Below are 25,740 nucleotides of genomic sequence, written 5' to 3'. Positions count from 1 at the left end.
TTGATTTCTCGACAGGTTTCGCGAATGACCATGGCTGCGGCGATGCAAAGCCGGACGGCAGAAGCGCCAGCGCGGTCGAAAGCGAGCCGTATCGCGCATGTCGATATCGTCACCGATCTCGGCGCCGCAGAAGCGGTCTGGCGCGCCTTCGAGGAGCCCGGCCATCTCTTCACGCCCTATCAGCGGTTTGATCTGCTGAGCCCCTGGCAGCGACTGGTCGGCGAGCGCGAGGGCGCGCGGCCCTTCATCGTGATCGGCCGCGACGCCGATCACACGCCACTGATGCTGCTGCCGCTCTCGCTGCGCCAAAGCCGCGGCGTGCGCACGGCGTGCTTCATGGGCGGCAAGCATACGACCTTCAACATGGGCCTGTGGAACGCCGAGTGCGCCGCACAGGCCACTGCCACCGATATCGAGGTGCTGCTTGCGCCGCTCCGCGAGCACGTCGACGTGCTCGTGCTGACGCAGCAGCCGCTGCGCTGGCACGGCCAGGAGAACCCGTTTGCAGCTCTGCCGCGACAGAGCGCGATCAACGGCTGTCCGCAACTGGTGATGGAGCCGGGCGGGCCGCCGGCATCGCGGATCAGCAATTCCTTCCGCCGCCGCCTCAAGAGCAAGGAAAAGAAGCTCCAGGCGCTCGCCGGCTATCGTTATCACCTTGCCACGTCAGACGCGGACGTCACCCGCCTGCTCGACTGGTTCTTCCGCGTCAAGCCGGTGCGGATGGCAGAACAGAAGCTCCCGAACGTCTTCGCCGAGCCGGGCGTCGAACAGTTCGTCCGCAGCGCCTGCCTTGCGCCGCGTGGCGAAGGCCGCGTCATCGACATCCATGCGCTGGAATGCGACGACGAGGTGATCGCCATCTTCGCCGGCGTCGCCGACGGCGAGCGCTTCTCGATGATGTTCAATACCTACACGATGTCCGAACACGCCCGCTACAGCCCCGGGCTGATCCTGATGCGCTACATCATCGATCGCTACGGCGAGCGCGGTTACCGCTCGCTCGACCTCGGCATCGGTTCGGACGACTACAAGCGGATGTTCTGCAAGGACGACGAGGACATCTTCGACAGCTTCGTTCCGCTGACCTCGCGCGGCAAGCTCGCGGCGATGGCGATGTCCTCGCTCAGCCACGGCAAGCGGCTGGTGAAGCAAAACCAGATGCTGTTTGATCTGGCCAGGCGGCTGCGGCAGGCGTTCGGGTAAAGCCTCTCCGCGAACGCCGATATCGTAGGGTGGGCAAAGCGAAGCGTGCCCACGTCTTCTGTTACTGTATCGGATAGGTGGTGGGCACGGCGCGAACGCGCCTTTGCCCGCCCTACGATTCCGAGTGCGCGGAGAGAGAAAGAAACGCCTACGCCGCCACCACGCGCGGCGCGTCGACCGCATCGGAAGCCTGCACCGGCTTGCTCAGCATCGTCACCTCGCTGAAGCCGACCGCCTTCAGCTGCTCGCACATGAGCGTGCGCGCATCGCTCGCCATCGACGCATCGGGCACCACGACGGCGCGGGCATGCGCCGTCAGCAGCTCGGCCGGAAGGTCGGAGGCGCTGCCGGCGTCGACCAGCACGTGATCATAGGCGCGCAGCAGCGCGTCGATCGCAAGCGTCACCCGCGGCGATTGCAGCACGCTGCGGTCGAAGCCGGGACGGCCGGCCATGACGAGATGCAGCCGCGACAGCTTGTCCCGGGTGATGATTTGCGCGAACGACGCCTCGCCCTGCATCAGCTCGGCAAGGCCGGGCGCCGAAGCATCGACGGACACCGCGGCAATCGTCGGCGAGGACGCGGCGAGATCGACCACGACGACGCGCGCCTCGCGCGCCAGATGCCGGGCGAGCGTCAGGGTCGACAGCGTGATGGCTTCGCCGGAAGCGGTGCCGAGCACCGTGACCTTCTTCGCGGCAGCGCCCGCGGCGTGCAGGCGGTCGGCCAGATTTTCGATCTCGGTGAATTCGGTGACGTCCACATCGCTGACCATCTCCGGCTGCAGCGGCGCGGGCTCTGCCAAGGCTGGAGCGCTGGCTGCAGCAATGGCTGGATCGATGTCCGGCTCGACGACCGACTGTACCCGCGGCTGGACCAGCGACTCCTGGCGCACCGTCGCCTGCGCCGGGCCGACCGCGGCCACAGCGCGCGGTGCGGTCTGGCGCAACAGCTCGCCGGTGACGACGACGCCGGACGAGAGCAGCAGCGTCGCGATGGTCGCGATCAGCACGATCGGCAGCTTCTTCGGATAGGCCGGCGTGTTCGAGACGATGGCGCGCGAGATGATGCGGCCGTCGGTCGGCGCCGTATCGATGGTCTCGCGGGTATTGGCCTCGCGGTACTTGGCGAGATAGCCTTCCAGCAGATCGCGCTGCGCCTTGGCCTCGCGGTCGAGTGCGCGGAGCTGGACGTCCTGGCCGTTGGTCGAGGTCGCCTGCTTCTTGAGTTGCTCGAGGCTCACGGTCAGGCCATCGACGCGGCCGCTGGCGATCCGCGCGTCGCTTTCGAGCGAGCGGGAAATCTTGGCCGCTTCGTCGCGGATCTGATTGTCGAGGTCGCCAAGCTGCGCCTTCAGCTCCTTGATGCGCGGGTGATTGCCGAGCAGCGTGGACGACTGCTCGGCGAGCTGCGCACGCAACGTCACCCTTTGCTCCGACAGCCGCCGCATCAATTCGGAGTTCACGACCTCGGATGCCTCGATCGGCTTGCCGCTCTGGAGCATCTCCTTGATCAGCCTAGCCTTGGATTCCGCATCCGCCTTCAGCGAGCGCGCATTGTTGAGCTGAGTGTTCACCTCGCCCATCTGCTGGTTCGACAGCGTGGTGTTGTTGGTGCCGATGAACAGGCTCGACTTGGAGCGGAAGTCCTCCACCTTGGCCTCGGCGTCGGAGACCTTCTTGCGCAAGCTCTCGATCTCGCCGGCGAGCCACTGGCTGGCATTCTTGGCCTGGTCCTGGCGCGCATTCTGCTGGAGAACCAGATAGCCGTCGGCGATCGAATTGGCGACGCGGGCGGCAAGATCCGGATCGGCGGACTGGAATTCGACGACGATGACGCGCGACTTGTCGACGGCGTAGGCTTGCAGGCGCTCGTAATAGGCATCGAGCACGCGCTCTTCCGGCGTCATCGAGAACGGATCACGGCCGATACCGATCATCGCGGCCAGCGACTTCAGCGGCGAGATGCCTTGCAGCACCGGATCGAATTCGGGGCGTTCGGCGAGCTTGTTCTTCTTGATGATCTCCCGCGCGAGATCGCGCGACAGCACCAGCTGCACCTGGCTGGTGACGGCCTCGGCGTCGAGCGCCTGCCGCTCCTCGGCGCGGTCGCTGCTCGGGCGCAGGAAAACGTTCTCGCGGCCGTCGATGAGGATGCGCGATTCGGACTTGTAGCGCGGCGTGACGAGATTGACGATCGCAAAGGACGCGACCAGCGCCAGCACCGTCGGCACGATGATCCAGCCGCGCTTGCGTGCCAATGCCGCGCCGAGCGCGTGCAGGTCGATATCGCCGGATTCGACTTGGGCCTGCTTCGTGACGATCGGCGCAGGCCTGACTTCGATCCTCTGCTCGATCTTCCGCTCGATCCTGGGCTCGACTTGGACGTCAGCCTTGACGTCAGCTTTGGGCGCGACTTCGGCCTTGGACTTTGCAACAGCCCGCGCAACCACCGCCTTGTCCTTGCCGGCACGCCAGAACGCTAAACGCATCGAACACTCCCGCAGGGGCAACGCCACTAAGCTACCTCAACCCCGGCGATTACACTCCATTAAGGTTGCCGCTGGGTTAATCGCGGCATGCGGCGACTTGCGCAGGCGCACGCGTCACCGTTTGTTAACCACGAGGCCCCTTAATCCGTCTCGATATTTTCCTAGGAATTGTTCGGCATTCGCCGTCGAGCGCTGGTTTTGATTCATGCCCCCCTCTCCTGACCGGCCGCTTCGCATCCTGCACGCCGTGCGTGCTCCGGTCGGCGGCATCTTCCGCCACATCCTCGACGTCGCCAACGGCCAGGTCGATCGCGGCCATCATGTCGGCATCCTCGCCGATAGCCTCACCGGCGGCGAGCGTGCCGACAAGGCCCTCGCCGAGCTCGCGCCGCGGCTGAAGCTCGGCGTGCACCGGATGGCGATCCGCCGCGAGCCCTCACCGGACGACGTCCTGGTGTGGCTCCGCATGCGGCGCCTGATTGCCACGCTGAAGCCCGACGTCATGCACGGCCACGGTGCCAAGGCTGGCGCCTTCATCCGCATGCGGCGACGCTCCGACGACACCATCCGCATCTACACGCCGCACGGCGGTTCGCTGCATTATCCCCTCAACACCTTCAAGGGCGAGTTTTACGCGCGACTCGAGCGCTCGCTGATGGATTCGACCGACCTGTTCCTGTTCGAAAGCGCGTTTGCCCGCGACACCTATCAACGCATCGTCGGCACGCCCAAGGGCGTGGTCCATTGCGTCTTCAACGGCGTGACGCCGGAAGAATTTGAGCCTGTTATCACCGCCGAGGATGCGACCGATCTCTGCTATGTCGGCGAGTTCAGGCACATCAAGGGCGCGGATCTCCTGGTCGATGCGGTGGCGCGCCTGCACGAGGGCGGCAAGAAGGTCACGCTGACGCTCGGCGGCGACGGCGAGGAGACGGCGGCGTTGAAGGCGCAGGTCGAGAAGCTCGGTTTGTCCGGCGCCATCCGCTTCATTGGTCACGTCAAGGCGCGCTACGGCTTCTCCAAGGGCCGGCTGCTGGTCGTCCCCTCGCGCGGCGATTCCATGCCCTATGTCGTGATCGAGGCCGGCGCGGCCGGCATTCCCATGATCGCATCGCGCATCGGCGGCATTCCCGAGATCTTCGGCTCCGAGAGTCCGGCCCTGTTCGCGCCGAGCAATTCCGAGGCCATGGCCGAGGCGATCGCGGCCGCACTCGACGATCCCGCAGCAACGGCGCAGCGCGCCGTGTCCTTGCGTGAACGCATCTCGGCGCATTTCTCGCAGGCCGCCATGGTCGACGGCGTGATCGCCGGCTATCGCGATGCATTTGCCAATCATTAACCATCCTTAAGCCCGCTTTAGAAAATCTTCCGATTTGTTCGATAATCGAAGGACCGGGGGATGCCGCCCGGGGCGCCAACGCTATTGGCCCGCGGGTGCTTGAAATGGACGTGGACGCCCGTGGAACCGCTCAACGCACGCTCGATGCTCGATGCCGCGACCAGCGCCGCGGCGAAACCCGCTGACCAACCTTTCGTGGAGCGTCGTCGCCGGCTCTCGCCCGCCGCGCTCGAGGTCGTCAACCAGAAGGTCGCCCGCGCCTATTCGCCGATCGTGATCGCCGGCTTCGTGCGCGTGGCCGACTTCGCGCTGCTCAGCCTCGTCGGTATCGCGCTCTATGTCGGCTATGTCATGCCGCTCTCCGGCTTCAGCTGGGTCTATCCCGCCGAGGTCATCGCCGTATCGATCGCCGCCGTGATCTGCTTCCAGGCCGCCGACATCTACCAGGTGCAACTGTTCCGCGGGCAACTCCGGCAGATGACACGGATGATCTCGTCCTGGTCGTTCGTCTTCCTGCTGTTCATCGGCATCTCCTTCTTCGCCAAATACGGCAGCGAAATCTCGCGGCTGTGGCTTGCCGCCTTCTACTTCCTCGGGCTCGCCGCGCTGCTCGCCGAGCGCCTTGTGCTGCGCTCGCTGGTGCGCGGCTGGGCGCGCCAGGGCCGGCTCGACCGCCGCACCATCATCGTCGGCGCCGACAGCAACGGCGAGCAGCTGGTCGAAGCGCTGAAGGCGCAGGAGGATTCCGACATCCACGTGCTCGGCGTGTTCGACGACCGCAACGACAGCCGCGCGCTCGACACCTGCGCCGGCGCGCGCAAGCTCGGCAAGGTCGACGACATCGTCGAATTCGCCCGCCGCACCCGCGTCGATCTCGTGCTGTTCGCGCTGCCGATCTCGGCGGAGACGCGCATCCTGGAGATGCTGAAGAAGCTCTGGGTGCTGCCGGTCGACATCCGCCTCTCCGCGCACACCAACAAGCTGCGCTTCCGGCCCCGCTCCTATTCCTATCTCGGCGAGGTGCCCACGCTCGACGTGTTCGAGGCGCCGATCACCGACTGGGATCTGGTGATGAAATGGCTGTTCGACCGCGTCGTCGGCAGCCTCGCGCTGCTCGCGGCCCTGCCGGTGATGGGGCTGGTGGCGCTGGCGGTGAAGCTCGACAGCCCCGGCCCGGCGCTGTTCCGCCAGAAGCGCTTCGGCTTCAACAACGAGCGCATCGACGTCTACAAGTTCCGCTCGATGTACCACCATCAGGCGGATCCCACGGCCTCCAAGGTCGTGACCAAGAACGATCCGCGCGTCACCCGCGTCGGCCGCTTCATCCGCAAGACCAGCCTCGACGAGCTGCCGCAGCTCTTCAACGTGGTCTTCTCCGGCAACCTCTCTTTGGTCGGGCCGCGCCCGCATGCGGTGCAGGGCAAGCTGCAGAGCCGGCTGTTCGACGAAGCCGTCGACGGCTATTTCGCCCGCCACCGCGTCAAGCCCGGCATCACCGGCTGGGCCCAGATCAACGGCTGGCGCGGCGAGATCGACAACGAAGAGAAGATCCAGAAGCGCGTCGAATTCGACCTCTATTACATCGAGAACTGGTCGGTGCTGTTCGACCTCTACATTCTCCTGAAGACGCCGATCTCGCTGCTGACCAAGAACGAGAACGCGTATTGAGTTGAGTTTCTCCGTCATGCCCCGCCTTGTGCGCGCTTGCGCACTGGAGCGGGACATCCAGTACGCCGCGGCGCCGGCCGTCTTCTCCAATGGCCGCCACGGAGTACTGGATCGCCCGGTCAATCCGGGCGATGACAGCGGTGTTTGTGGCGTATGAGTTGCGTAAGCGTATGAGCATGTGATGGCGTATGCGGCGACAGCCGGTGGAGTGAACGTAGCCGTACCGGCTGCGCCCGGCGTGCTGGCGCTGCAGCGCGCGCTGGTGTGGCTGGTCGGCGCCTCCGGCGCGGTCGTCTTCATCGAGCCGAGCCCCTACGAGATCATGACGCTGCTCGCGGCCGTCGCGTTCTTCGCGACCGGCCTGCGGCTGCGGCTCGCGCTGATGCCGCTGGTGTTGATGCTGGTCCTGCTCAATATCGGCTACACCATCAGCGCGATTCCGCTGTTCGAGCAGTCCGAGGTGGTGAGCTGGATCGCGACCTCCTGGTACATGGCGGTGACCGTGGTGTTCTTCGCCATGGTCACGTCCGAGGACACCGCGGCCCGGCTCGACATGCTCCGCCGCGGCCTCGTGGTCGGCGCGATGATCGCCGCACTGCTGGCGGTCGCCGGCTATTTCCACCTGGTTCCCGGCGGCAACGATCTGCTCACGCTCTACGGCCGTGCGCGCGGCACGTTCAAGGACCCGAACGTGCTCGGCGCCTTCCTGATCCTGCCCGCGCTGTTTGCGCTGCAGAGCGTGGTTTCGGACAAGCTGGCGAAGGCCTTCCGCAACGTCATCGCCTTCGGCATCATGTCGCTCGCGATCCTGCTCGCCTTCTCGCGTGCCGCCTGGGGCGGCCTGGTGCTGACCTCCGCCTTCATGCTGGCGCTGATGGTGCTGACCAGCCGCACCAACGCGCAGCGCTCGCGCATCATCATCATGGCGATCGTCGCCGCGGTGCTGGGGCTCGCGCTGATCGCGGTGCTGCTGTCGTTCGATTCCACCGCCGAGATGTTCAAGCAGCGCGCCAGCTTCGACCAGAGCTACGACGAGGGCCGCTTCGGCCGGTTCGGCCGCCACATCCTGGGCGCGGAGATGGCGCTCGACCTGCCGTTCGGCATCGGCCCCCTGCAATTCCACCGCTTCTTCCCCGAGGACACCCACAACTCCTATCTCAACGCCTTCATGTCCGGCGGCTGGCTGTCCGGCGTTTGCTATCCCGCGCTGGTCTTCACCACCGTCATCATGGGCTTCCGGCACATCTTCGTCCCGGTGCCCTGGCAGCGCGCTTATCTCGCAATGTTCTCCGCCTTCGTCGGCACCGTCGGCGAAAGCTTCGTGATCGACACCGACCACTGGCGGCACTTCTGGATGATGCTGGGCGCGATGTGGGGCATGATCGCGGCTGCGCAGATCTACAAGATCAGGGCTGGCGAGGACGCGTCTTCAACTTGAGAGCCGGACGTTTTTCCGGCGGCGTGTCGAGCAGGCTCTTCAGCGCCTCGGTCGCCGCGAGCACGCCCTTGTAGCCCTCGTTGGCGAAACGCAGCAGCAGCCGCAATTCCTCATCGGAATAGCCGCCGAACACCTTCTCCATCGCCTGCTGCATCGGCACGTAGAACTGGCCGATCTTCATCGCCGCGTCCGGCACGACGGCGATGAAGACCTTGCGGCGGTCTTTCTCATCGCGTTCACGGCGCACCAGCCCCGCCTTCTCGAGCCGGTCGACCACGCCGGTGATCGCACCGGTCGTGAGGCCCGTAACCTCGGCGAGCCTCCCTGCAGTGACACGTCCTTCGAGATACAGGATGTCCATGCATTCGAGATCGGAATTGGCAATTCCGGCAACGTTGGCAACGGTTTGCCCATAGAGCACGCCCTGCGCGGACGACCGGCGCATGGCGTCCTCGAGCTCCTGCAGCAGCGCGTTGCGCGCCTTCGTCCTTGACAAGGCCGACCTCATATCTTAGGCGATATATATCTTAGTAACTAAGAGATTTAGCAACCGTAATTCCTCCTAGCACCACGGAAACGTCGGGAGCAAGCCATGTCCTATCGACCCCGCAAGGCCCTGATCATCGGCGCCGGCATTGCCGGCCCCGTGGCCGCGATCCTGCTGCGCCGCGCCGGCATCGAGTCCGCGATCTACGAGGCCTGGCCCTATTCGAAGGGCATCGGCGGCGGCCTTCAGATCGCGCCGAACGGCATGCATGTGATGGACGAGATCGGGCTGGCGAACGAGTTGATCAGCCGCGGCTCGGTCGCGGAGGCCTTCGACTTCTATTCGCAGGGCGGCGCGAGGCTCGGCTCGATCAATCGCGACATGGAACGGCGCTTCGGCCAGCCTGCGGTGAACGTCTGCCGCGCCGCGCTGAACGAGATGCTTGTCGACAAGGCCTGGTGCGCCTGCGTTTCGCTCTATTTCGAGAAGCGCCTGATCAAGGTCGAGGACCGCGGCGACCAGCCGATCATTGCCTATTTCGCCGACGGCACCACCGCCGAAGGCGACTTCCTGATCGGCGCCGACGGCGTGCACTCGATCACGCGCCGACAGGTGGTGCCGGACGGACCGCAGCCGTTCAACACCGGACTGATCGGCTTCGGGGGCTTCGTGCCGCACGCCGTGCTCGACGGCAGATCGATCGGCCGGCACGTCGAAACCACGTTCGGCCAGAGCGGCTTCTTCGGTTACGGCCATTGTAGCCCCGATCCGAACGACGGCGTGATGTGGTGGAGCACGCAGCCCGCGCACGGCATGGACGCCGCGATGTTCCGCGCGCTCGACCCGTCGACGCTGAAGCAGCATCTGCGCGGCTTCCACCGCGGCTGGCACGATCCGATCCCCGGCATCATCGAGGCCGCCGAGAACATCGTGGTCACCGACACGCTCGACGTCGCGACCCTGCCGACCTGGTCGCGCAAGCGCTCGCTGCTGATTGGGGACGCCGCGCATGCGACCAGCCCCCATGCCGGCCAGGGCGCCTCGCTGGCGCTCGAGGATGCGATGCGGCTTGCCCGCCTGATGCAGGAGGGCCAGGAGCTCGGCGCCACCTTCCAGGCCTTCGAGGCCGAACGCCGCCCGCGCACCGAGAAGATCGTCGCGATGGCGCGCCGCAACGGCAACAGCAAGCGCGAATTCAGCGCCACCGGCGCGTGGGTCCGCAATCAGATGCTGAAATGGCTGCTGCCGCTGGGATCGAAAAGCATGGAGTTCATGTACGCGTATGATGCGCGGGCGGTGTAACAGAGACGGTGCCGCAGGGTGGGCAAAGCGCAGCGTGCCCACCATCTCTCTCCAATCGGGACAATGGTGGGCACGGCGCGTTGCGCCTTTGCCCACTCTACGGCACCGAGCTAGCCCTCCACCCTGAACGTCAGCCCCGCATTGTCCTGCAGCCGCTTGATCAGCTTGTGCTGCATCGCTGCGCCCGGGGTCCAGAAGCCGGCCGGAACGTCCGCGGCGTCGCGCAGCAGGCAGATCGCGCATTCGGAGATCATCTTCGAGGTCGAGCCGTAGCCGGGATCGCGGTCGCCGGTGACGCCGGCGCGGACCATGCGGCCGTCGGGCGCGATCGCAACATAGAGCAGGTTGAACAGACCGTTCTCGCGCTCTTCCTTCGACGGCCCCTCGCCCGGCTTCGGCGCATTCGGGCCGGTCTTCTCGGCATTGACCGCCATCACGCGCTTCGCGTTGGCCTCGCCCTTCTCGCCGGGACCGGTCAGGACCATCTCGTCGTAGACGAACTCGCGGCCGTAGGGAAAGCCCATCAGCATGTTGGAGCGATGGACGTTGCGCGTGTTGATCAGTGCCATCATGAACGGCGCGGCCCAGGATTGCAGATCCTCCTCGTAAGCCGCTCTGTTGCCCTTTGGCTGCTTCGGACCGGTAAATCCGGGCGTCAGCGCAAAATGGTCGTTGAGAATGGTGACGAGGCTGAGATCCTTGGCGACCGCATCGAAAGTCGCTTTCGCGCTCGCCGCGGTGCCGCCGGACAGCGTGCCGCGCATGTCGCGCACGCGGCCCTTGACGCGCGCGGCCGGCGCGCCGAACACGCGCCTGGCCTCTTCCTGCACGAAGAACGTGCCAAGCTCGAACGGCACGGAATCGTAGCCGCAGGAAAACACGATGCGCGCGCCGCTCGCCTTGGCCGCCGCATCGTACTTGTCGATCATCTGGCGCATCCAGACCGGCTCGCCGCACAGGTCGAAATAGTCCGTGCCCGCAGCGATACAGGCCGCGAGCAAATCCTCGCCATAGAATTGGTACGGACCGACCGTCGTGATCACCGATCTGGTCTGCGCCACCATCGCCTTCAGCGAGGCCGCGTCCGACGCATCTGCCACGATCAGCGGCGTATCCGCGGGCGCTCCGATCGCATCACGCACCGATTTGAGCTTGTCGAGGCTACGGCCCGCCATCGCCCATGTCAGCGCCTTGTCGTCCCTGTAATGCGTCGCCAGATACTCGGCGACGAGCTGGCCGGTGAAACCGGTGGCGCCGTAGACGACGATGTCGAATTTCGCAGAGCTCATGATCGGCCTTTACTTCTTCGCGTAACTCACGCCCATGCCGGCACGGACGTCGCTTTGAATGCCATAGGGCGGGATCGGATAGCGCAGCCCGTTCCTGGCCAGCGCCTTCATGCCTTCAACTGCCTTGGCGAGATGCGAAGGCTTCAAGGCCATCAGCATCTCCTCGTCCGGCACGCCGCCATAGCGCCGTTCGGCATAGCATGGCAAGGACAGGCTGGGCTCCCCGGTCTTGAGTGCCCGCCCCCAGGAATCCGCGCAGGCGGTCTCGCCGACCACGCCCCATTCGAACTTCTTGTAGCCGGTATATTGCAGCCCGTTGATCAGGATGATCATCTGCCCCGGCGTCGCATAGACCAGGCAGATATCGGGCGGATCGAGCCGGCCGCTGGCGAGTGGACTGACGGCGAGCGCCTGATAGTGTCCGAACGGAACCACGTCCAGCGCCTCCTGGCGCTTGCGCGCGTCCTCCGCCGTGCCGTGCCAGACCCCGACGTAATTTTCGCCGGCGAGCCATTTCTCGTCCTGCGGCGCGAGCCCGATCACCGCGCGGCATTGCGCGCCGACGAGGTCATCGGCCGTGATGCCGACGGTCCAGCCCAGCCGTGCGGCCATGCTGACGATCTGGTCGGTGGTATGGATCGCGTTCGGCCGCCGGATTTTCGGGATCGCCTCCATCTCTGCCGCTTGCGCGAACAGCTTCATGCCGATCACGTTCGTCTTCAGCCGCAGCAGGCTGTTGAGATCGGCGACGAGGCCGCCAAGATCGATGCTGTCTGCACTCTGCTGTTGCATGGCTTCCTCCGGGCCGGCGATCGTGCGCCGGCGCTGTGTTCTTATTTTGCAGCTCTCGTTCTAGTCCTTGCCCGGTCCCGGAAGCAACTCGCCGGTCCTGCCCATCAGGCGGTAGGCCACCAGCCCGATCCACTCGCGCACCGCGACTTCGGTTCGGCCCAGCCCGTCCGCGCCCATGTTGGTGAAGGAGAAGAGATCGTCACGCCCGCCCATCCGCCAATCCACGGGATAGGCCTCGACGTCAAATCCGGCCTTGCGGAAGATTCCCATCGAGCGCGGCATGTGGAAGGCCGATGTCACCAGAAGCCAGCGCTCGCCCGGCTTCGGCGTCATCAGCTGTTTCGTGAAGATCGCATTCTCCCAGGTGTTGCGGGAGCTGCGTTCCAGGACGAGGCGCTCTTTCGAGATGCCCAGATTTTCCAGGATCGGCGCGGAGTAATCCGCTTCCCTGGCATCAGTGGAGACGAGGTTCGCCGTCCCCCCGGTAAACACGATGCGCGCATTCGGATAGCGGCGCGCGAGCTCGGCCGGCGCAAACAGACGATCGGCGGCGTGCGCAACCACCGGCGTGCGATGCGCCGCCGACAGATCGGTGTCGACCGAGCCGCCGAGCACGATGATGCCGTCGGGCGCGCCGCGCGCGGGGTCCCACGCCGGAAAGCGCGACTCCAGCGGATAGATCAGGAGATTGCCGAGCGGCGAGAACGCCGCCAGCGCCAGCAGCACCAGCGTGGTCACGGCAAGCTTGCGGCCGAGCGCGGCAAAGCGCGTCGCCATCAGCACCAGCGACAGGATGCCGAGCTCGACCATGAAGTTGATCGGCAGCAGCGCGGTGCCGAGCGTCTTGGACAGGACGAAAAACAGGGGAGCCTCGCTGGAATGAACTGGCCGGTCCGCGCGGGGCTTGACCTGCCCGGCGATCTTCAGAAATCTTCTTGAAAGAGGATCGATCGCCGGGTCAAGCCCGGCCTGATGAAAGCGACCGGACGCGGCACATGACCCATCACCACCTGCATTCCAGCCCCAAAACCTGCCATTGGGGCTTCTTCGAAGCCGCGCTCAAGCCCGTGCTGACGATCCAAAGCGGCGACGAGGTGACGGTCGACACCATCAGCGGCGGCCCCGACATGCTGCCCGACCGCGACAAGTTTCACATTCCCCCCGAAATGTTCGAGGTTCATGCCAACAACGAGCGCATGCTGCCCGGCCACATCCTGACCGGCCCGATCGCGGTCGAAGGCGCCGAGCCCGGCGACGTGCTCGCGGTCGAGATCCTCGACGTCCAGCTCCGGCAGGATTGGGGCTGGAACATGATCAAGCCGCTGTCCGGCACCCTGCCCGACGATTTCCACGAGACCCGCATCCTCAACATCCCGCTCGACCGGACGCGGATGACTGGCCGCATGCCGTGGGGCCTCGACCTCGCACTCAAGCCGTTCTTCGGCGTGATGGGCGTGTCGCCGCCCCCCGGCTGGGGCCGCATCTCCTCGCTGATCCCGCGCGCGATGGGCGGCAATCTCGACAACAAGGAGCTCGGCGCCGGCGCAACGCTCTATTTGCCGGTGTTCGTGCCGGGCGCGATGTTCTCCTGCGGCGACGGCCATGGCGTGCAGGGCGACGGCGAGGTCTGCGTCACCGCGATCGAGACCGCGCTGCAGGGTCGCTTTCGCCTGACGCTGCGCAAGGACCTCAAGTTCGACTATCCCCGCGCCGAGACGGCGACCCACTACATGACCATGGCGATGGACCCCGACCTCGACCAGTGCGTCGTGCGCGCGCTGCGGGACATGATCGCGCTGCTCGGCGAGCGGCGAGGCCTGTCGCGCGAGGACGCCTACACGTTGTGCAGCCTGGCGGCAGATTTGCGGGTGACCCAGACCGTCAACGGCTCCAAGGGCATCCATTGCATGATCGAAAAGGCGATCGTGCACGGCTGAGCCGGCCCGCACCTCCTGACCTGTCGACGCCACGCCGCCGCCCGATGCTTCGCGCGGCGCGCCGAGCTGCGGCTATTTTCCCGTGCGATTCCAACACGCTAAGCGTCAGGCCCAAGCTGCATTTGACTTCCACCCCCGAACCTAAATAGAGTCTTAATCGTTACTTTTATGTACCCGAGTAAGAGGCTAGCGTTCGGGCCATGGCCACCGAAAAAGCCGAGACTGACCGTATTCCCGTAACCTTGGCGCTCTCGACCATCACCTACCTGGAGAAGCTGGTGAGACAGGGCACCCACGGCACCAGCGTTCCCGGCGTCGCACGTACCTTGATCGAGGAAGGCATCCGTCTCGCCATCAAGGACGGGCTTTTGTCGATTCGCGACAACGGCAGAACGTGAGCGCGCGCCGAATGCGAGGCGGACGGATCTCGGAAGGCGGATGGCCACATCTGCAACCTGGGACCGCGACACATGCCTGTTCTCTCACCAACCTCTTCACCGACCTGTTCTGCGCCGACGTCTTCCTCGACGACCTATTCCGCGAGGACTTATTCCTCAAAAACTTGGACCGACGAGCGCATCGAACTTCTGAAGCAGCATTTCGAGGCCGGCCTCTCCTGCCGCGAGATCGCCGCCGACATCGGCGTCAGCCGCAACGCGGTGATCGGCAAGCTGTCCCGCCTCAATCTCACGCGCGGCCGCACCATCGACGACCGCAAGGTTCAGGACAGGCCGGCGCGGGCGCCGAGAGCGGTGCCGCGGCTGCAGTATGAGATGCTCGCCACGATCTATGGCGACACCGACACACCCGTGGCCACAGGTCCGATCGACGACGCCAATCGCTGCTCGCTGATGGAGCTTGCCGAGAACCGCTGCCGCTGGCCGATCTCGACACCGGGCGCCGAGGATTTCTGCTTCTGCGGCAACGCCGCACCCGACGGTCAGCCCTATTGCGCCGGCCACAGCCGCCTCGCCTACCGGCCGAATTCACGCGCCCGAATGATGCGCGGTTAGCATCCGTCTGACGCGCTTTCTTGACGCGAACCGGTATCCACTTCGCTTGAAAACGCTATGCCTCCCAAAAACGAAAAACCTCCGGCGGGGCATCGCCGGAGGTTTCTGGAGGCTTAGCGTGAAGCTAAGAGCCGCAACTTTCGTATTTGGCTGAGAGATATATAGCTTAGTAACTCATGTAAGTAAATAAATCGGGGCCGACGGAATCGCATAGCTCGTCTTCGCCTTCCGCACGGGCTATTCGGATTTCCGAAGGCCCTGCAAAAAAGGCCCCGGCGGTGTCCCGCCGGGGCCGTGTCGGATCGCAATAGACCTTGGGCTTACCAGTTGCGCTGGGCGCGCAGCAGCATGCTGTAGGTGTCCTGATCCTTCAGCTCGTAGGTCGCCGCCGGCTTGGCGACGCCCGTCAGTGCTCCGGTCGTGATCACGCCCGAATACTTCTGGTCGAGGTGGCTGTAGGTGAAGTCAGCCGAGAAGGTCAGGTTCTTCACCGGCGTCCAACGGGTGATGACACCTACCTGGCCGATGTTGAAGTCCGGGTTGCAGGTGCCGGTCAGGGTGGCGAACGCCGCGCTGCCGCAGATCAGGCCCTTCGCGGTACCGCTGTAGTTGACCGCAGCCCACGCGCCGTACAGCGCCGTGTTCCAGTACGGGCTCCAGTTGTGGGTGTAGGCACCCCGGAAGCCGTAGGTCTTGGTCAGCTCGAGCTGGCCGCCCGGAGCGAACACCGCGTCAGACACGCCGGCAAAGCCGATGCTCTGATAAGCGGCGTTCGAGCTGCCGAACATCGAGTAGCTGGTCGCAGCCAGCTCCTGGAAGTTGTAGCGGCTCGCGCCCTCGGTGTAGACGCCCGAGATGTTGATCACGTCGCCTGCGCCGGTCGGGATGTTCTTGATGCCCAAGGCGAGCTGAACGGCCCAGCCCCACTTGTCTTCGGGATGACCCGTGGCTTCAGAGGCGCCGTAATAGGCGACATGGTTGTCGTGCGCAGCGACCGACGCCTGGAACAGACCCCAGGCCTGATCGACGCGAACCATCGCGACGAGGTCGGGCGAGCGGCTGCCGCCGATGTCGTTCGAGCCGTACGCACCGCCGAGCACGCCGGTGGTCGACATGCCGGCCGTGTTCCAGAGGCTGGTCTGGTAGACCTGCGTCTGGTCCTGCGCCGAGAACGCCGCCGTGACGCCCTGGCCGAAATCGGCCGTGTAGGTGAACTGCGCCACACCGTTGGTGCTGCCGCTGCCGCCGACGAGCTGGTCGAAATTGTTGCCGGGATAGTTGATCCAGGGCGCGTCGAACTGCGACACCGCCTTACCCATGGTGAAGCCGGCGAACTGGATGAAGGCGTAGTAGACGCCGAGCGCGCCGCCCGAGAGGTTGCCGTCAGTGCCGTTGATATTGCCGCCGCTCGAGCCGGTGAGGCCGGTGCCGGCCGCGTTGAGGCCGATCGTGCCGCTGTACTGGGTCGCACCGGTGGCCGAACCCGTTCCGCCATAGCTGCCGGTCGTCCAGGTGAAGACCGCGTCGAAATAGGTGCGGACCACGCCGTATTCGGTCGAGGTGCGCGTGTCGATGTTGAGATCTTCACGAGCGCGCATCGAGTAGTAGTTGTTCAGGCGGTTGTTGCCCGCGAACACGCCGTTGTACTGGGCGCTGTAGTTACCGCCGGCGTTGAGCGCCACTTCGGCACGCACATAGCCGCCGAGCTTGATGCAGGTGTCGGTGCCCGGGATGTAGTAGTAGCCCGCGCCGTACAGCGAGCAGATCTTGACGTACTCGACTGCCTTGGCCTTGACCGGAAGATCGGCCGCCTGGGCTCCCCCGACGGCGATCAAACCCGCCGCAGTGCCGAGCAAAAGGCTCTTCACCACTTTCATCTTAAAACCTCCAAGTTGCTCATTTTACGGAGACCGGACCGTGAGGCCCCCCAAGATCCCCGTCTCTATCAATCCGCTCGGCCGCTTTCGGACACCCCCCGCTTTCGACGCGAGAAACGTGAGCGAACCACCTGCAACGGGACGATCGAGTACCCCCCACCGTCACGGGCCAATATGCCCGCGTCGTTCGCTAATCAAAATACTTTATTAAGTCAGGTTTCCGGTTTCCGCCGAGCCTGTGCCCCGCGCGCAACACCGCGGGCCGGGCGAATCGCTGAGCTGATCATCTTTGTAGTTTTCGTGACAAAAATAGCCTGCTCTGCACTTGCGTCAGAGCAGGCTTGCGTGGACTATGGCCCTCCACGAACACCGGCCTGAACAATCGGTTCACGGGAGTGACGCTGTGTCCGCGACGAGGAAAGAAGGAGCGCGCCTGCGCTCGATCGGCAACCTGGATATCATCAGGCGCTTCACCTGGGAGATATCGTCGATCAACATGTATCTGGAGGAGCTGCGTCAGTTCTGGGCGAAGACGCTCGGCATCAGCGGCCCGCAATGGCTGATCCTGATGGCCATCTCCGACCTCGACAAAGACGACGGCATTCCGGTCAACGTGGTCTCCAAGCTCCTCCACGTCGATCCGTCCTTCGTCACCACCCAGTCCAAGCTGCTGGAAAAGAAGGGCCTGCTCCGCCGTCGCCCCTCGCCGACCGACGCCAGGGTGGTCCGGCTGTCCCTGACCGACAAGACCCAGAAGCACATCGCGAGCCTCAACGAGCAGTACAAGACGATCCGCGAATTCGTCTTCCAGGAGTTCGACGAGAACGAGCTGACGGAATTCACCGCAAAGCTCGCGACGCTGAAGAACCGCCTCCAGAAAGCCTGCGTCCGGATCTCGCTCGACTTCTAAAGCGCGATGAGATCAGGATGAATCGTCATCGCGCTTTGGGTTGTCGTTTAAGCCTGACCTTCTCGGAAAACCGCTGCGCACTTTTCCGGATCATGCCTTAGGGCTTGGGCTCAGATCCGCCGAGCGGCGGCGCCGAGCCGCGATTCGAGCCAGTCGAAGATGTATTCGTTGGCAAGGCTCGGATTGTCCGCATGGGACTGCGCCGCGCCGGTCTCCGCCGCGGTGAACACCTTCAGCATGACATCCGAGCTGGCGAGCCGGGAGCTCTCGACGATCTGGCGCGCCCGGTCGGCCTTGAGCCAGCCGTCCTCACCGAGCGTGATCAGCACCGGACAGTCGGCGCTGGAGGCCATGAGCGGTGCATGCGGCACCGGCACGATGCTGACGTCGCTCATCGCGAACCGGCTGGCAAAGAAGGCCCGCTCGTGCAGGTCCCACAGGCCGCCGTCGCAGACGGCGGCGGCAAGCCGCGGCTCCTGCAACACCGCGCGCGCCACGAAGGACGAGCCCCAGCCGTCGGCAATGATCCCGACCCGGGCGAAATCGATGTCGCCCCGCGTCTCCAGATAGTCCATGACGCCGGGAATCGCGCTCTCGAGATCCCGGCGCCGGAGCAGCACGTCGAGATAGTCGTCGCGCTGGTCGCCGAGCAGGTCGAGCGCCAGCATCGAGAATCCTCGCTCGCGCGCATGCGGCACGAGCTTGAACAGGAATTCCTCCTTGCGATGGCCGGGCTCGCCGATGCAGATCACGGTCGGAGCCCGCCCGCTTCCCGACGGCGAGGGAAGGAAATAGCCCTGCAGCGCGTGTCCGTCGAGCCAGGGGATGGTGACGACCTCGCCGGCGGGGCCGCGCGCCGAAAGGTAGCGGCGAGCGCATTCCTGCATCGCGAGCACCGCAACCCAGCGGCGCTCGTCGGCCGGGTCGAGCGGCATCGCCGCCGCACCATAGTAGTTCATGGCGCGCAACCAGTTGCGCTGCGCGCTCGCCATGTGGCCTTCGGCGAACGCGGCCTCGGCGCGCTGCCGATTGGCCTGCGCCAGCCTCTTCCACTCGCGATGCCAGGACTTGTCGTCGCCCCGCTTCAGCTGCCGCGCGATCATCAGGCATTCGGCGATCGTGGCGCCGCCCTCCTGGGCCGCGGTCAAGAGCCGGGTGAATTCAGCGGAGATGTCCTCCCGCTCCGGGCAGAGGATCCAGTCGTCGGAGAGGCATGCGGGTATCATCGGAGCTACGCTCTATCATCGCGTTACCCCCAATTGAGTAAACTATTTCGGTTTACCGACCAAGCAGCGGTGCACCGAATGAGAGCCGTTCGAGATCACCATCGCTTGAACGAAACGGCCCCCTCGCATGCGTGACATTCCAATTCGTCATAAGGCGATGATCATTGGCAGGAGGTGGCACGTACAAATACCTGCACGCCTCTTGCCATGATGATGATCATACCTATATCGGCGCGCCCTGGAGGCGATCTCAACCGAGCCGCCAGCCGACCTCCTGCGTAAAACTTTCGTAGAAGGCGCGATCATAGGCCTGCTCCGGCGTGGCACGCACGCGTTCGTCGAGTCGCTTGGCGTCCTCGCCGACGAGGATGCGCCAGCGCTCCGCCTTGACCCCGTCGAGAATGATCGTCGCGGCCTGTGCCGCCGTGGTTGGTGCATCCTCGAGGAAGCTGCGGGCGCGCTCGGCGAACACCGCCTGGATGTCGTCGTCCGACATCTTGTCGGCATCCGGGACGCCGGCCGCGACCATGCGCTTGCGGGTCAGCGCGACCTCGTCGGCATTGAGCCGCTCCGATCCGTCGGCGCTCTGCACCTTGCGCGAATTGGAGACGATCGAGGTGCCGATGTGGCCGGGCATCACCACCGAGCATTTGACGTGCGGCGCATGCAGGCGGAGGTCGTTGATCAGCGCTTCGGTAAATCCCTTCACCGCGAACTTGGCCGAGCTGTAGGCGGTGTGCGCCTGGCCCATCCCGATCGAGGCCCAGAAGCCGTTGACGCTCGCGGTGTTGACGATGTGGGCCTCGTCCGCGGCGACCAGCATCGGCAGGAAGGTGCGCACGCCGAGATAGACGCCGCCCCAGCAGATGTTGAAGGTGCGCTCCCACTGCTCGCGCGTGTTGGTGAACAGGCTGCCGCCGCCGCCGATGCCGGCATTGTTGAACAAGAGATGGATCCTGTCCGTCTTCTGCTGCTCGGCGAGCTCGTCGCGAAAGCGCTTGAGATGATCCTCGATCGAGACGTCGGCGACATGCGTCGTGACGCGCAGGCCTTGCGGCAGCTTCTCGACCTCGCAGAGCCGCTTGGTCTCGGCCATCGCGGCCTCGGAGACGTCGCACATCGCGACATTGCAGCCCTCGGCCACGAGCTGCCGCGCGAGCTCTCGTCCCATTCCCGTGCCGCCGCCGGTGATGACTGCGATCTTTCCTGCGAAATCCTTCATGGGACTTTCGGCCCCTCCCTTGTCGGTATGTTTCTTCGTCATCGCGCACTCACTGGCGCGCGCACGACATGTAGCAGCGCCGCATCCGCAGGTAAAAGCGGCGCGCAGCCATGTTCGACATCGATTATTTCGGCGGATGGACTATTCCGCCGCTTTGACGCGCGGCCGGCTTCGTCTGACGGCAACGCCCGCGAATCGCCGCCGCGCAGCGCCAGGCCATTACCGGGGCTTTACGGGCCCGGTTCCCGTATTTGTCCGGCTTCGGTTTATGGGCAATTTTTTTACAATCCGAATCACCAAATGGACTCGGGACGCTGGGTCGAGTCGGCCAGGCCAGCGTGTTGTTTGCGTGTCACAGGCTCTGGCACTCCGCTTGCATCCTCTTCGTGGTCTGAAACTACCGATGAGGTGACAGGAATGTTCGTGACCGTCGTTGCCGTGCTCTGCCGGCTGAGTGCAGCCAGCTCAGGCAGTTGCATCGAGGAAATCGTGACCGACAGCAACATGACGCCCGAGATGTCGATGATGCAATGTGCGATCGGCGCACAGGCGCCGCTCGCGAAATGGATGGGCGAGCATCCGATCTATCACGCCAATTGGCGCCTGGATCGGTACAAATGCGTGCCCGGCCATTACGAGATCAAGGGCCACGCCTAAGGCCCCGCAAGACGACTGATCCGAAGACGACGGATACGAGGAAACGCCCGGGGGCCGCTTGTCCCTCCGCGGGCCGCTAGCGCCAGCCCCAGCGAGGCGGCGCCGCCCTGTGACCACGGTCACACGCCTCTCCAATCACGCCACCGCCCGCAAGATGATCGCTCGCGCGCGCCGCCCCTCCGGCGTCGGCATCAGCGCGTAATTGTGCGGCTGCTCGCGCAGCAGATGCAGATCGACAGGCACACCCACCGCCCTCGCCCGCGCCGCCAGAACAACGCTGTCAGGGTAAAGCAGATCGCGCGTGCCGGAGAAGATCGTCATCGGCGCCAGGAAGCGGAAGGCTCCGTTGAGCGGACTGACGAAGGGATGGCCGACATCGAGTTCGCCGGCATAGAGGCGCCCCGCCTCGACGATTCCCGGAATGTCCTGGATCGGATCGCGCGCGGCGATCTCGGTTTGCTCGGGACGGCTGACCGACGCATCGGCCGCGGGCGAGATCAGCACCAGCCGCGCCGGCTGCCGGTGGCCGCGATCGCGCAGCCATTGGCACGCGGCGAGCGCGAGGCCTGCGCCGGCCGAGTTGCCGACCACGGTGACCTTTGCGGATCCGGCGTCTTCCAGCAGCATCCGCAGCAGCTCGCCCGTCGCCGGCACGACGTCCTTGGCAGTCGCGCGCGGCGCCAGCGGATAGATCGGCACGACACACGACACGCGCGCCTTGCGCGTCATCTGGCCTATGAAGCGCCAATGCGGCGGCGCGATCTCGTTGATGAAGCCGCCGCCGTGCAGGAACATGACGTAGTTGCAGTCCTCGAAGCCCGAGGACGGCGCGGTGTAATAGACCGGCCAGCCACCCATCTTGGTCAGCGTCGCCTCGACGTCACGACCAAGCCCCGTCGGCTCGAACGAGGCCGGCTGCAAGGCGAGCTTCTGCACATGCACCTTCACGGCCTCGACGGAGGCGAGCTGCTGCTTGTAGGGCAGCAGGGCGAGCAGCATGTTGAAGGCGCGGCTTTGCAGGCTTGGGGCGGGATCGCGCCGGGCCGGTGGACCGAACACGCAACCGCCCGGGCAGAACTGCAAGGCCGACACTAGTCTGGCAACGCTCATGGCCACATCCCCATCTGGCTCTTTCGAAACGGCGACAAGGGGCTTGCCGACCCGCCGCCACCTGCCGATATAATGCGAGCATTCGCTCGCTTTTCCTACTCGCATTCGGATCACAAGATCGTGGCTCGCCAACCGCCGACAAAACCCCGGAAAAATGCCTCGCAGGCGCGATCGCGCGCCACCATCGACGCTCTGGTCGAGGCGACCGCTCGCATTCTGGTCCGCGAAGGTTTTGAGAAGGCCAGCACCAACCGCATCGCCGAAATCGCCGGCGTCAGCGTCGGCTCGCTCTACCAATACTTCCCGAGCAAGGAAGCGCTCGTCGCCGCCGTGATCGACCGACACAACGAGGAGATCATGGGCATCGTCCGCACCGCGCTCGTTGAAGTCGCCGACCTGCCGATCGACAAGGCCGTGCGAAAACTCGTCACCGTCGCGATCGACGCCCACCGCATCAACCCGAAACTACACCACGTGCTCGCCGAGCAGATCCCGCGCACCGGCCAGCTCAAAGACGTCGAAGCTTACAACCGAGAGATCCAGACCCTGGTGCGCGCCTATCTCGAAAGCCGCCGCAAGGAGATGCGCAAGGTCGACCTCGATGTCGCGACCTTCATCTGCGTCAGCACGATCGAGGCAATCGCGCACAACATGGTGCTGCACGGGGCCGAGATGCTGTCGGAGAAGACGGTGCGGACGCTGGTGGACGAGACGACGCGGTTGGTGGTGGGGTATTTGAGGTAGGGGTCGACGCCGCTGAGTTGCTCAAGCAATTCGCTTCGGAAAGACAACCATAAGTCCGAAGCCGACACTATTGCCATTGCCGCTTCGATAGCCGTCGCAAGCGCGTGATCGGTTGGGCGCGGACGGTTCGGCAGGAACAGAGGCTAAGCAAACGATTGCCCTCCGATTGAATTCAAGCGCGAGTTGCGCTTGGATAGCATGCTACTGAGGGAGGCAATTATGGAAGGCATACTCATTGTATCCGCGATACTTGCGTTTCTACCTTTCATTGTCTCACTAGGCGGACGCGGTGGCGTCTGGAAATTTCTATCGCTTGTATTTTGCTGCTTTTCGCTAGTTGGGATCTTGCCGGTAGTTGGATTCGCGGGCGGAATCTTCGCATGGGTCATCGCTTGGATATTTGCTGCCATTGCGGCCCAAGCTCGTCGGAGCGAAGAGCGCTTCACGCGAATGGAACGCAGCATGGCTGCCGCCCGGGCTATCGAGGCTGAATCGCCGGTCGGCCGTCTGTTGGACAATGAGCGACGGCAAAATCGGCCAATTTCCTTTGGGAAGGTGCTTACCTTATTGATCGTATTCGGCATTGCAGGCGTATTGATCGTAACTGGCGTCCATGATTTCCAGGCACCGAGCAGTACCACAGCCCACTCTGAGCAACAGAAGGTAGCCGTCGTAGTCCCCTCAAAGGTCGAGTCTGTCACTTCCAAGACGTGCCGTGCTTCCGATTTCGTGGTGGAAGGATTCTCCTCAAAGGTCTTTGACGATTGCAAGCAATCATCGTGTCCAACTTTGAAGCTTACGGGGAAGCTGAGGAATAATTGCGCTCTTAGCGCGGGCGCTCAGATCAAGATCACTGCAGAGGACGGAAAGGGTAGTGTCATTGACACCATCGACGGGTGGCCAGCTAGCACCCGCAACGTCGCTCCGGGGGCAACATACGCCTTCGATATGGGTCCACTGATGGTATACCGAAAAGGCATGAAGAATTTTAAGATAGACATAATCGACGCTCGAATTTGGTGAGTTCTCCAGGAACTGTTAGCGCGGTGGTGCTTAGGAACGAGCAGATCAGCGCAGACCGAGGCTCGGCCCTAAGTTCGAGGCTTGAGGAAATGACCAATTACCACCGTAATTTGGCACCCTCGGAATTCAGGGGACCCAGATGACATGCTCTAGATCCGAGCCGCATGAATATGATTTGATACGGCTAGCATTTGGGTAGGGCACGGCACTAATGAGCAACGAAGACGAGTTTGACCCCATTCGCGAAATGGCCAAGTTCGCTGCCATGCGCACTGGCGCAATTCCGCCACTTAACACCTCACTATTTCGATACGTAAGCCTCTGGAGCGATCGTTCCTGGGAGCTACTTGAATGCACGATTCTGAAGGACAAGATCCCACTAACTACACCGGTTACCTTCAACGATCCCTTCGACAGCAATCCTGTCGTGGTGAGTGATGTCAGTTTGAGCGAGATCGACAGGGTGATTAAGGAAGTGCCTGGATTAGGCCTTCCGCTGGTCGATATTCAGCTGACCCTAAACGACGGACGTCTCGCAACCAAGGCTGAAGTCGAAGAACAAGCTGTTAGGTCCATCGCCGAAACACTTATCCGACAGCAGTCACCAAAGATTGCATCCTTTTGTCGGCGAATTTCATCACAGCTTCTATGGGCCCACTATGCCGACAGCTATAAAGGGCTAGCATATCACTTTGTAGTCTCAGGCTCATCCGACAGCGCGTTCCGAAGCGTTCACCCGGTTGAATATCACCGACAGCGACCGATCATCGTCGCGAGCGAAATGCTTGATTTGCTCGATCAGACGCCACCACGAAATCTAGGCACTCTCTACCAACAGCGGTTGGCATTTGATCGAAAAGCTTACCTCACAAAATCGATCGAGTGGTCATACGAGGAAGAAGAGAGATTGTTGTGCCGAACCAAGGAGGCACCATTTGAACCTTACGAACTCGCCGCTCTCATCGTTGGACCTCGTTTTCCCGACGAACATTTGGTGAGACTGAAAGCGATTGTGACGAAACGGTCGCGGCCGCTCCGCATCTACCGCGCCAAGTTAGCCGAATCTGACTACGCGATTGAGATCGACTGGAAGAACCCGCTGTGAGTGCCGCGCACTTAAGCGCGGCAGCGCCGTTCATCACTCGGCCAAGGCATTGTCACCGTAATTCGTTGCCCTCCAGCGCCGACATAAGACATAAGGAGCACAAGATCGAAAATAGATGATCAGGTTGGAGCCACCATCGCTGGCGACACCAAGATGCTTCGGGGGTTCCTTCGATCGAGCCGCTGGCTGCGTCTGCGGAAGTGAAGCTCCGCGTGCCGGAGGACGATCTCGCGATCTAGCGGGCACTAATTGCGCCGCGATCGAACCGGACCTAGGACCCGGACAGAGAACTGAAAACTGCTTGGGCTTTGAGAATTCCCCATACGAAACAGCCGATCGAAGTCGCCGCCGCAAAAAGAGCTATGTAGCGGAAGATTTCTCCAGCAACGTGGTGCCGCCGCGACACGGCTGTTTCACGGCAGAACGGGAATTCATATTCACGCTGTTTTCGGCTCGATGAGCCGGCAATCATCAAATTTGTGAAGTAAGAAGCCGCCGCGGCAATCATCGATGCGGCTAGCCCAAAAGCAAAACAGATTAGTGGCGCAGTAATCTGAACAAGCTGGGCTGATGAAAATAGGCTCTTCGAAGCCATAGTACCAACGAATGCCAGCATCGCGACCGAGCTTCCACCGTTTATCAGTATCGTCGCTTTGATTGCCTCCTCGCCAGCCTTGACCGCGGCTTCATTGGCCGCCTTCCCAAATGCCGTCTCTGTGTCGTGCGCGCGCTCAGCGGCCCGGACTCTGAGGTCAAGCTTCTCTTTCTCATTGAGAACCGGCTGTTGGAGTCTTTGCGGGGAGTCCATACAATCCTCAGTATAGCATCTATCACACGCACCGCCGTCCGGAGGTCGCGCTCCGAAATCCCTTCGAAGGAATACATTGACGTAACCGTCTTCGCT

23 protein-coding genes are annotated in these 25,740 nt (G+C 63.7%); 13 read left to right on the top strand and 10 right to left on the bottom strand.

Annotated features, from left to right (window positions below; all coding sequences use genetic code 11):
• The first annotated feature begins 24 nt into the window (after positions 1-24).
• Positions 25-1,206 carry a GNAT family N-acetyltransferase gene (locus AABA84_RS13230; protein ID WP_338312256.1) on the top strand — a complete coding sequence of 394 codons (1,182 nt, stop codon included), beginning with the start codon at positions 25-27 and terminating at the stop codon, positions 1,204-1,206.
• A gap of 148 nt (positions 1,207-1,354) precedes the next feature.
• Here AABA84_RS13230 and AABA84_RS13225 read toward each other — a convergent pair whose 3' ends face one another.
• Positions 1,355-3,697, bottom strand: a complete 2,343-nt coding sequence (locus AABA84_RS13225; protein WP_338312255.1) for a GumC family protein — start codon at positions 3,695-3,697, stop codon at positions 1,355-1,357.
• A 205-nt stretch (positions 3,698-3,902) separates the two neighbouring features.
• On the opposite strand from AABA84_RS13225, the gene AABA84_RS13220 reads away from it, so the two are divergent.
• The 3 genes from AABA84_RS13220 to AABA84_RS13210 all read left to right on the top strand — a co-directional run bounded on the left by AABA84_RS13220 (position 3,903) and on the right by AABA84_RS13210 (position 8,142).
• Entirely contained in the window at positions 3,903-5,036 is a 1,134-nt protein-coding gene (locus AABA84_RS13220; protein ID WP_338312254.1) for a glycosyltransferase family 4 protein, read from the top strand.
• Positions 5,037-5,156: 120 nt separating this feature from the next.
• On the top strand, positions 5,157-6,704 hold the full coding sequence (locus AABA84_RS13215; RefSeq protein ID WP_212244827.1) for an undecaprenyl-phosphate glucose phosphotransferase: 1,548 nt from the start codon (positions 5,157-5,159) through the stop codon (positions 6,702-6,704).
• A 181-nt stretch (positions 6,705-6,885) separates the two neighbouring features.
• Positions 6,886-8,142 (top strand): O-antigen ligase family protein, encoded by a 1,257-nt coding sequence (locus AABA84_RS13210; RefSeq protein WP_338312253.1) that lies wholly within the window; start codon positions 6,886-6,888, stop codon positions 8,140-8,142.
• Here AABA84_RS13210 and AABA84_RS13205 read toward each other — a convergent pair.
• The gene (locus tag AABA84_RS13205) at positions 8,111-8,587 is read right to left on the bottom strand and encodes a MarR family transcriptional regulator (protein ID WP_049801985.1); all 477 of its coding nucleotides are present in this window, start codon (positions 8,585-8,587) and stop codon (positions 8,111-8,113) included. The genes AABA84_RS13210 and AABA84_RS13205 overlap by 32 nt on opposite strands.
• A 147-nt stretch (positions 8,588-8,734) precedes the next feature.
• Here AABA84_RS13205 and AABA84_RS13200 point away from each other — a divergent pair, with 147 nt between their 5' ends.
• On the top strand, positions 8,735-9,931 hold the full coding sequence (locus AABA84_RS13200; protein WP_338312252.1) for an FAD-dependent monooxygenase: 1,197 nt from the start codon (positions 8,735-8,737) through the stop codon (positions 9,929-9,931).
• Between the two features lie 110 nt (positions 9,932-10,041).
• On the opposite strand, the gene AABA84_RS13195 is transcribed toward AABA84_RS13200, so the two are convergent.
• The 3 genes from AABA84_RS13195 to AABA84_RS13185 are packed head-to-tail and all read right to left on the bottom strand — an operon-like array spanning position 10,042 to position 12,822.
• Complete coding sequence (locus AABA84_RS13195; protein WP_212244833.1) at positions 10,042-11,220, bottom strand: saccharopine dehydrogenase family protein; 1,179 nt, start codon at positions 11,218-11,220, stop codon at positions 10,042-10,044.
• 9 nt (positions 11,221-11,229) lie between these two features.
• Positions 11,230-12,012, bottom strand: coding sequence for a DUF169 domain-containing protein (locus AABA84_RS13190; protein ID WP_212244835.1), 783 nt, complete (start codon positions 12,010-12,012; stop codon positions 11,230-11,232).
• A gap of 60 nt (positions 12,013-12,072) precedes the next feature.
• Positions 12,073-12,822: a YdcF family protein gene (locus tag AABA84_RS13185; RefSeq protein ID WP_212244837.1), complete on the bottom strand. Its 750-nt coding sequence runs from the start codon at positions 12,820-12,822 to the stop codon at positions 12,073-12,075.
• Positions 12,823-13,007: 185 nt separating this feature from the next.
• Between AABA84_RS13185 and AABA84_RS13180 the strand changes: the two genes are divergently transcribed.
• From AABA84_RS13180 to AABA84_RS13170, 3 genes are all read left to right on the top strand, one after another.
• The gene (locus AABA84_RS13180; RefSeq protein ID WP_212244839.1) at positions 13,008-13,949 is read left to right on the top strand and encodes an acetamidase/formamidase family protein; all 942 of its coding nucleotides are present in this window, start codon (positions 13,008-13,010) and stop codon (positions 13,947-13,949) included.
• A 200-nt stretch (positions 13,950-14,149) separates the two neighbouring features.
• Positions 14,150-14,347: a hypothetical protein gene (locus tag AABA84_RS13175; protein ID WP_007603456.1), complete on the top strand. Its 198-nt coding sequence runs from the start codon at positions 14,150-14,152 to the stop codon at positions 14,345-14,347.
• Between the two features lie 72 nt (positions 14,348-14,419).
• Positions 14,420-14,962: a GcrA family cell cycle regulator gene (locus AABA84_RS13170; protein ID WP_338312251.1), complete on the top strand. Its 543-nt coding sequence runs from the start codon at positions 14,420-14,422 to the stop codon at positions 14,960-14,962.
• Positions 14,963-15,282: 320 nt separating this feature from the next.
• Here the strand turns inward: AABA84_RS13170 and AABA84_RS13165 are convergent, their stop codons facing one another.
• Positions 15,283-16,839 (bottom strand): porin, encoded by a 1,557-nt coding sequence (locus tag AABA84_RS13165; protein WP_212244843.1) that lies wholly within the window; start codon positions 16,837-16,839, stop codon positions 15,283-15,285.
• A 403-nt stretch (positions 16,840-17,242) separates the two neighbouring features.
• Here AABA84_RS13165 and AABA84_RS13160 point away from each other — a divergent pair, with 403 nt between their 5' ends.
• On the top strand, positions 17,243-17,749 hold the full coding sequence (locus AABA84_RS13160) for a MarR family winged helix-turn-helix transcriptional regulator (protein ID WP_212244845.1): 507 nt from the start codon (positions 17,243-17,245) through the stop codon (positions 17,747-17,749).
• 110 nt (positions 17,750-17,859) lie between these two features.
• Here the strand turns inward: AABA84_RS13160 and AABA84_RS13155 are convergent, their stop codons facing one another.
• Entirely contained in the window at positions 17,860-18,975 is a 1,116-nt protein-coding gene (locus AABA84_RS13155; protein ID WP_338312250.1) for an alpha/beta hydrolase family protein, read from the bottom strand.
• A gap of 250 nt (positions 18,976-19,225) precedes the next feature.
• On the bottom strand, positions 19,226-20,197 hold the full coding sequence (locus AABA84_RS13150) for an SDR family NAD(P)-dependent oxidoreductase (protein WP_338312284.1): 972 nt from the start codon (positions 20,195-20,197) through the stop codon (positions 19,226-19,228).
• A gap of 417 nt (positions 20,198-20,614) precedes the next feature.
• Here AABA84_RS13150 and AABA84_RS13145 point away from each other — a divergent pair, with 417 nt between their 5' ends.
• Entirely contained in the window at positions 20,615-20,854 is a 240-nt protein-coding gene (locus AABA84_RS13145) for a hypothetical protein (protein ID WP_007611067.1), read from the top strand.
• 135 nt (positions 20,855-20,989) lie between these two features.
• Here AABA84_RS13145 and AABA84_RS13140 read toward each other — a convergent pair whose 3' ends face one another.
• Complete coding sequence (locus tag AABA84_RS13140) at positions 20,990-21,964, bottom strand: alpha/beta hydrolase fold domain-containing protein (protein WP_338312249.1); 975 nt, start codon at positions 21,962-21,964, stop codon at positions 20,990-20,992.
• A 120-nt stretch (positions 21,965-22,084) separates the two neighbouring features.
• Here AABA84_RS13140 and AABA84_RS13135 point away from each other — a divergent pair, with 120 nt between their 5' ends.
• The 3 genes from AABA84_RS13135 (at position 22,085) to AABA84_RS13125 (ending at position 24,836) form a co-directional block, all read left to right on the top strand.
• Positions 22,085-22,708 carry a TetR/AcrR family transcriptional regulator gene (locus AABA84_RS13135; protein ID WP_338312248.1) on the top strand — a complete coding sequence of 208 codons (624 nt, stop codon included), beginning with the start codon at positions 22,085-22,087 and terminating at the stop codon, positions 22,706-22,708.
• Positions 22,709-22,927: 219 nt separating this feature from the next.
• Positions 22,928-23,731 (top strand): hypothetical protein, encoded by an 804-nt coding sequence (locus AABA84_RS13130; protein WP_338312247.1) that lies wholly within the window; start codon positions 22,928-22,930, stop codon positions 23,729-23,731.
• Between the two features lie 211 nt (positions 23,732-23,942).
• A complete protein-coding gene (locus tag AABA84_RS13125; protein ID WP_338312246.1) occupies positions 23,943-24,836 on the top strand; it encodes a hypothetical protein in 894 nt (297 codons plus the stop codon).
• Between the two features lie 271 nt (positions 24,837-25,107).
• Here AABA84_RS13125 and AABA84_RS13120 read toward each other — a convergent pair whose 3' ends face one another.
• Positions 25,108-25,644, bottom strand: a complete 537-nt coding sequence (locus AABA84_RS13120; protein WP_338312245.1) for a hypothetical protein — start codon at positions 25,642-25,644, stop codon at positions 25,108-25,110.
• Positions 25,645-25,740 lie beyond the last annotated feature (96 nt).

Origin of the sequence: Bradyrhizobium sp. TM239 (assembly GCF_036247985.1) — a bacterium.
Classification (GTDB): domain Bacteria; phylum Pseudomonadota; class Alphaproteobacteria; order Rhizobiales; family Xanthobacteraceae; genus Bradyrhizobium; species Bradyrhizobium ottawaense.
Note: the sequence above shows the minus strand (reverse complement) of the source record. Positions and strands in the feature narration are given on the sequence as shown.

What these genes read in the sequence shown, in the direction of transcription:
- AABA84_RS13230 (WP_338312256.1), top strand. Translation starts at nt 25, where the DNA reads ATGACCATGGCTGCGGCGATGCAAAGCCGGACGGCAGAAGCGCCAGCG.
- AABA84_RS13225 (WP_338312255.1), bottom strand. Translation starts at nt 3,697, where the DNA reads ATGCGTTTAGCGTTCTGGCGTGCCGGCAAGGACAAGGCGGTGGTTGCG.
- AABA84_RS13220 (WP_338312254.1), top strand. Translation starts at nt 3,903, where the DNA reads ATGCCCCCCTCTCCTGACCGGCCGCTTCGCATCCTGCACGCCGTGCGT.
- AABA84_RS13210 (WP_338312253.1), top strand. Translation starts at nt 6,886, where the DNA reads ATGGCGTATGCGGCGACAGCCGGTGGAGTGAACGTAGCCGTACCGGCT.
- AABA84_RS13205 (WP_049801985.1), bottom strand. Translation starts at nt 8,587, where the DNA reads ATGCGCCGGTCGTCCGCGCAGGGCGTGCTCTATGGGCAAACCGTTGCC.
- AABA84_RS13200 (WP_338312252.1), top strand. Translation starts at nt 8,735, where the DNA reads ATGTCCTATCGACCCCGCAAGGCCCTGATCATCGGCGCCGGCATTGCC.
- AABA84_RS13195 (WP_212244833.1), bottom strand. Translation starts at nt 11,220, where the DNA reads ATGAGCTCTGCGAAATTCGACATCGTCGTCTACGGCGCCACCGGTTTC.
- AABA84_RS13190 (WP_212244835.1), bottom strand. Translation starts at nt 12,012, where the DNA reads ATGCAACAGCAGAGTGCAGACAGCATCGATCTTGGCGGCCTCGTCGCC.
- AABA84_RS13185 (WP_212244837.1), bottom strand. Translation starts at nt 12,822, where the DNA reads ATGGTCGAGCTCGGCATCCTGTCGCTGGTGCTGATGGCGACGCGCTTT.
- AABA84_RS13180 (WP_212244839.1), top strand. Translation starts at nt 13,008, where the DNA reads ATGACCCATCACCACCTGCATTCCAGCCCCAAAACCTGCCATTGGGGC.
- AABA84_RS13175 (WP_007603456.1), top strand. Translation starts at nt 14,150, where the DNA reads ATGGCCACCGAAAAAGCCGAGACTGACCGTATTCCCGTAACCTTGGCG.
- AABA84_RS13170 (WP_338312251.1), top strand. Translation starts at nt 14,420, where the DNA reads ATGCCTGTTCTCTCACCAACCTCTTCACCGACCTGTTCTGCGCCGACG.
- AABA84_RS13165 (WP_212244843.1), bottom strand. Translation starts at nt 16,839, where the DNA reads ATGAAAGTGGTGAAGAGCCTTTTGCTCGGCACTGCGGCGGGTTTGATC.
- AABA84_RS13155 (WP_338312250.1), bottom strand. Translation starts at nt 18,975, where the DNA reads ATGATACCCGCATGCCTCTCCGACGACTGGATCCTCTGCCCGGAGCGG.
- AABA84_RS13150 (WP_338312284.1), bottom strand. Translation starts at nt 20,197, where the DNA reads ATGAAGGATTTCGCAGGAAAGATCGCAGTCATCACCGGCGGCGGCACG.
- AABA84_RS13145 (WP_007611067.1), top strand. Translation starts at nt 20,615, where the DNA reads ATGTTCGTGACCGTCGTTGCCGTGCTCTGCCGGCTGAGTGCAGCCAGC.
- AABA84_RS13140 (WP_338312249.1), bottom strand. Translation starts at nt 21,964, where the DNA reads ATGAGCGTTGCCAGACTAGTGTCGGCCTTGCAGTTCTGCCCGGGCGGT.
- AABA84_RS13130 (WP_338312247.1), top strand. Translation starts at nt 22,928, where the DNA reads ATGGAAGGCATACTCATTGTATCCGCGATACTTGCGTTTCTACCTTTC.
- AABA84_RS13125 (WP_338312246.1), top strand. Translation starts at nt 23,943, where the DNA reads ATGAGCAACGAAGACGAGTTTGACCCCATTCGCGAAATGGCCAAGTTC.
- AABA84_RS13120 (WP_338312245.1), bottom strand. Translation starts at nt 25,644, where the DNA reads ATGGACTCCCCGCAAAGACTCCAACAGCCGGTTCTCAATGAGAAAGAG.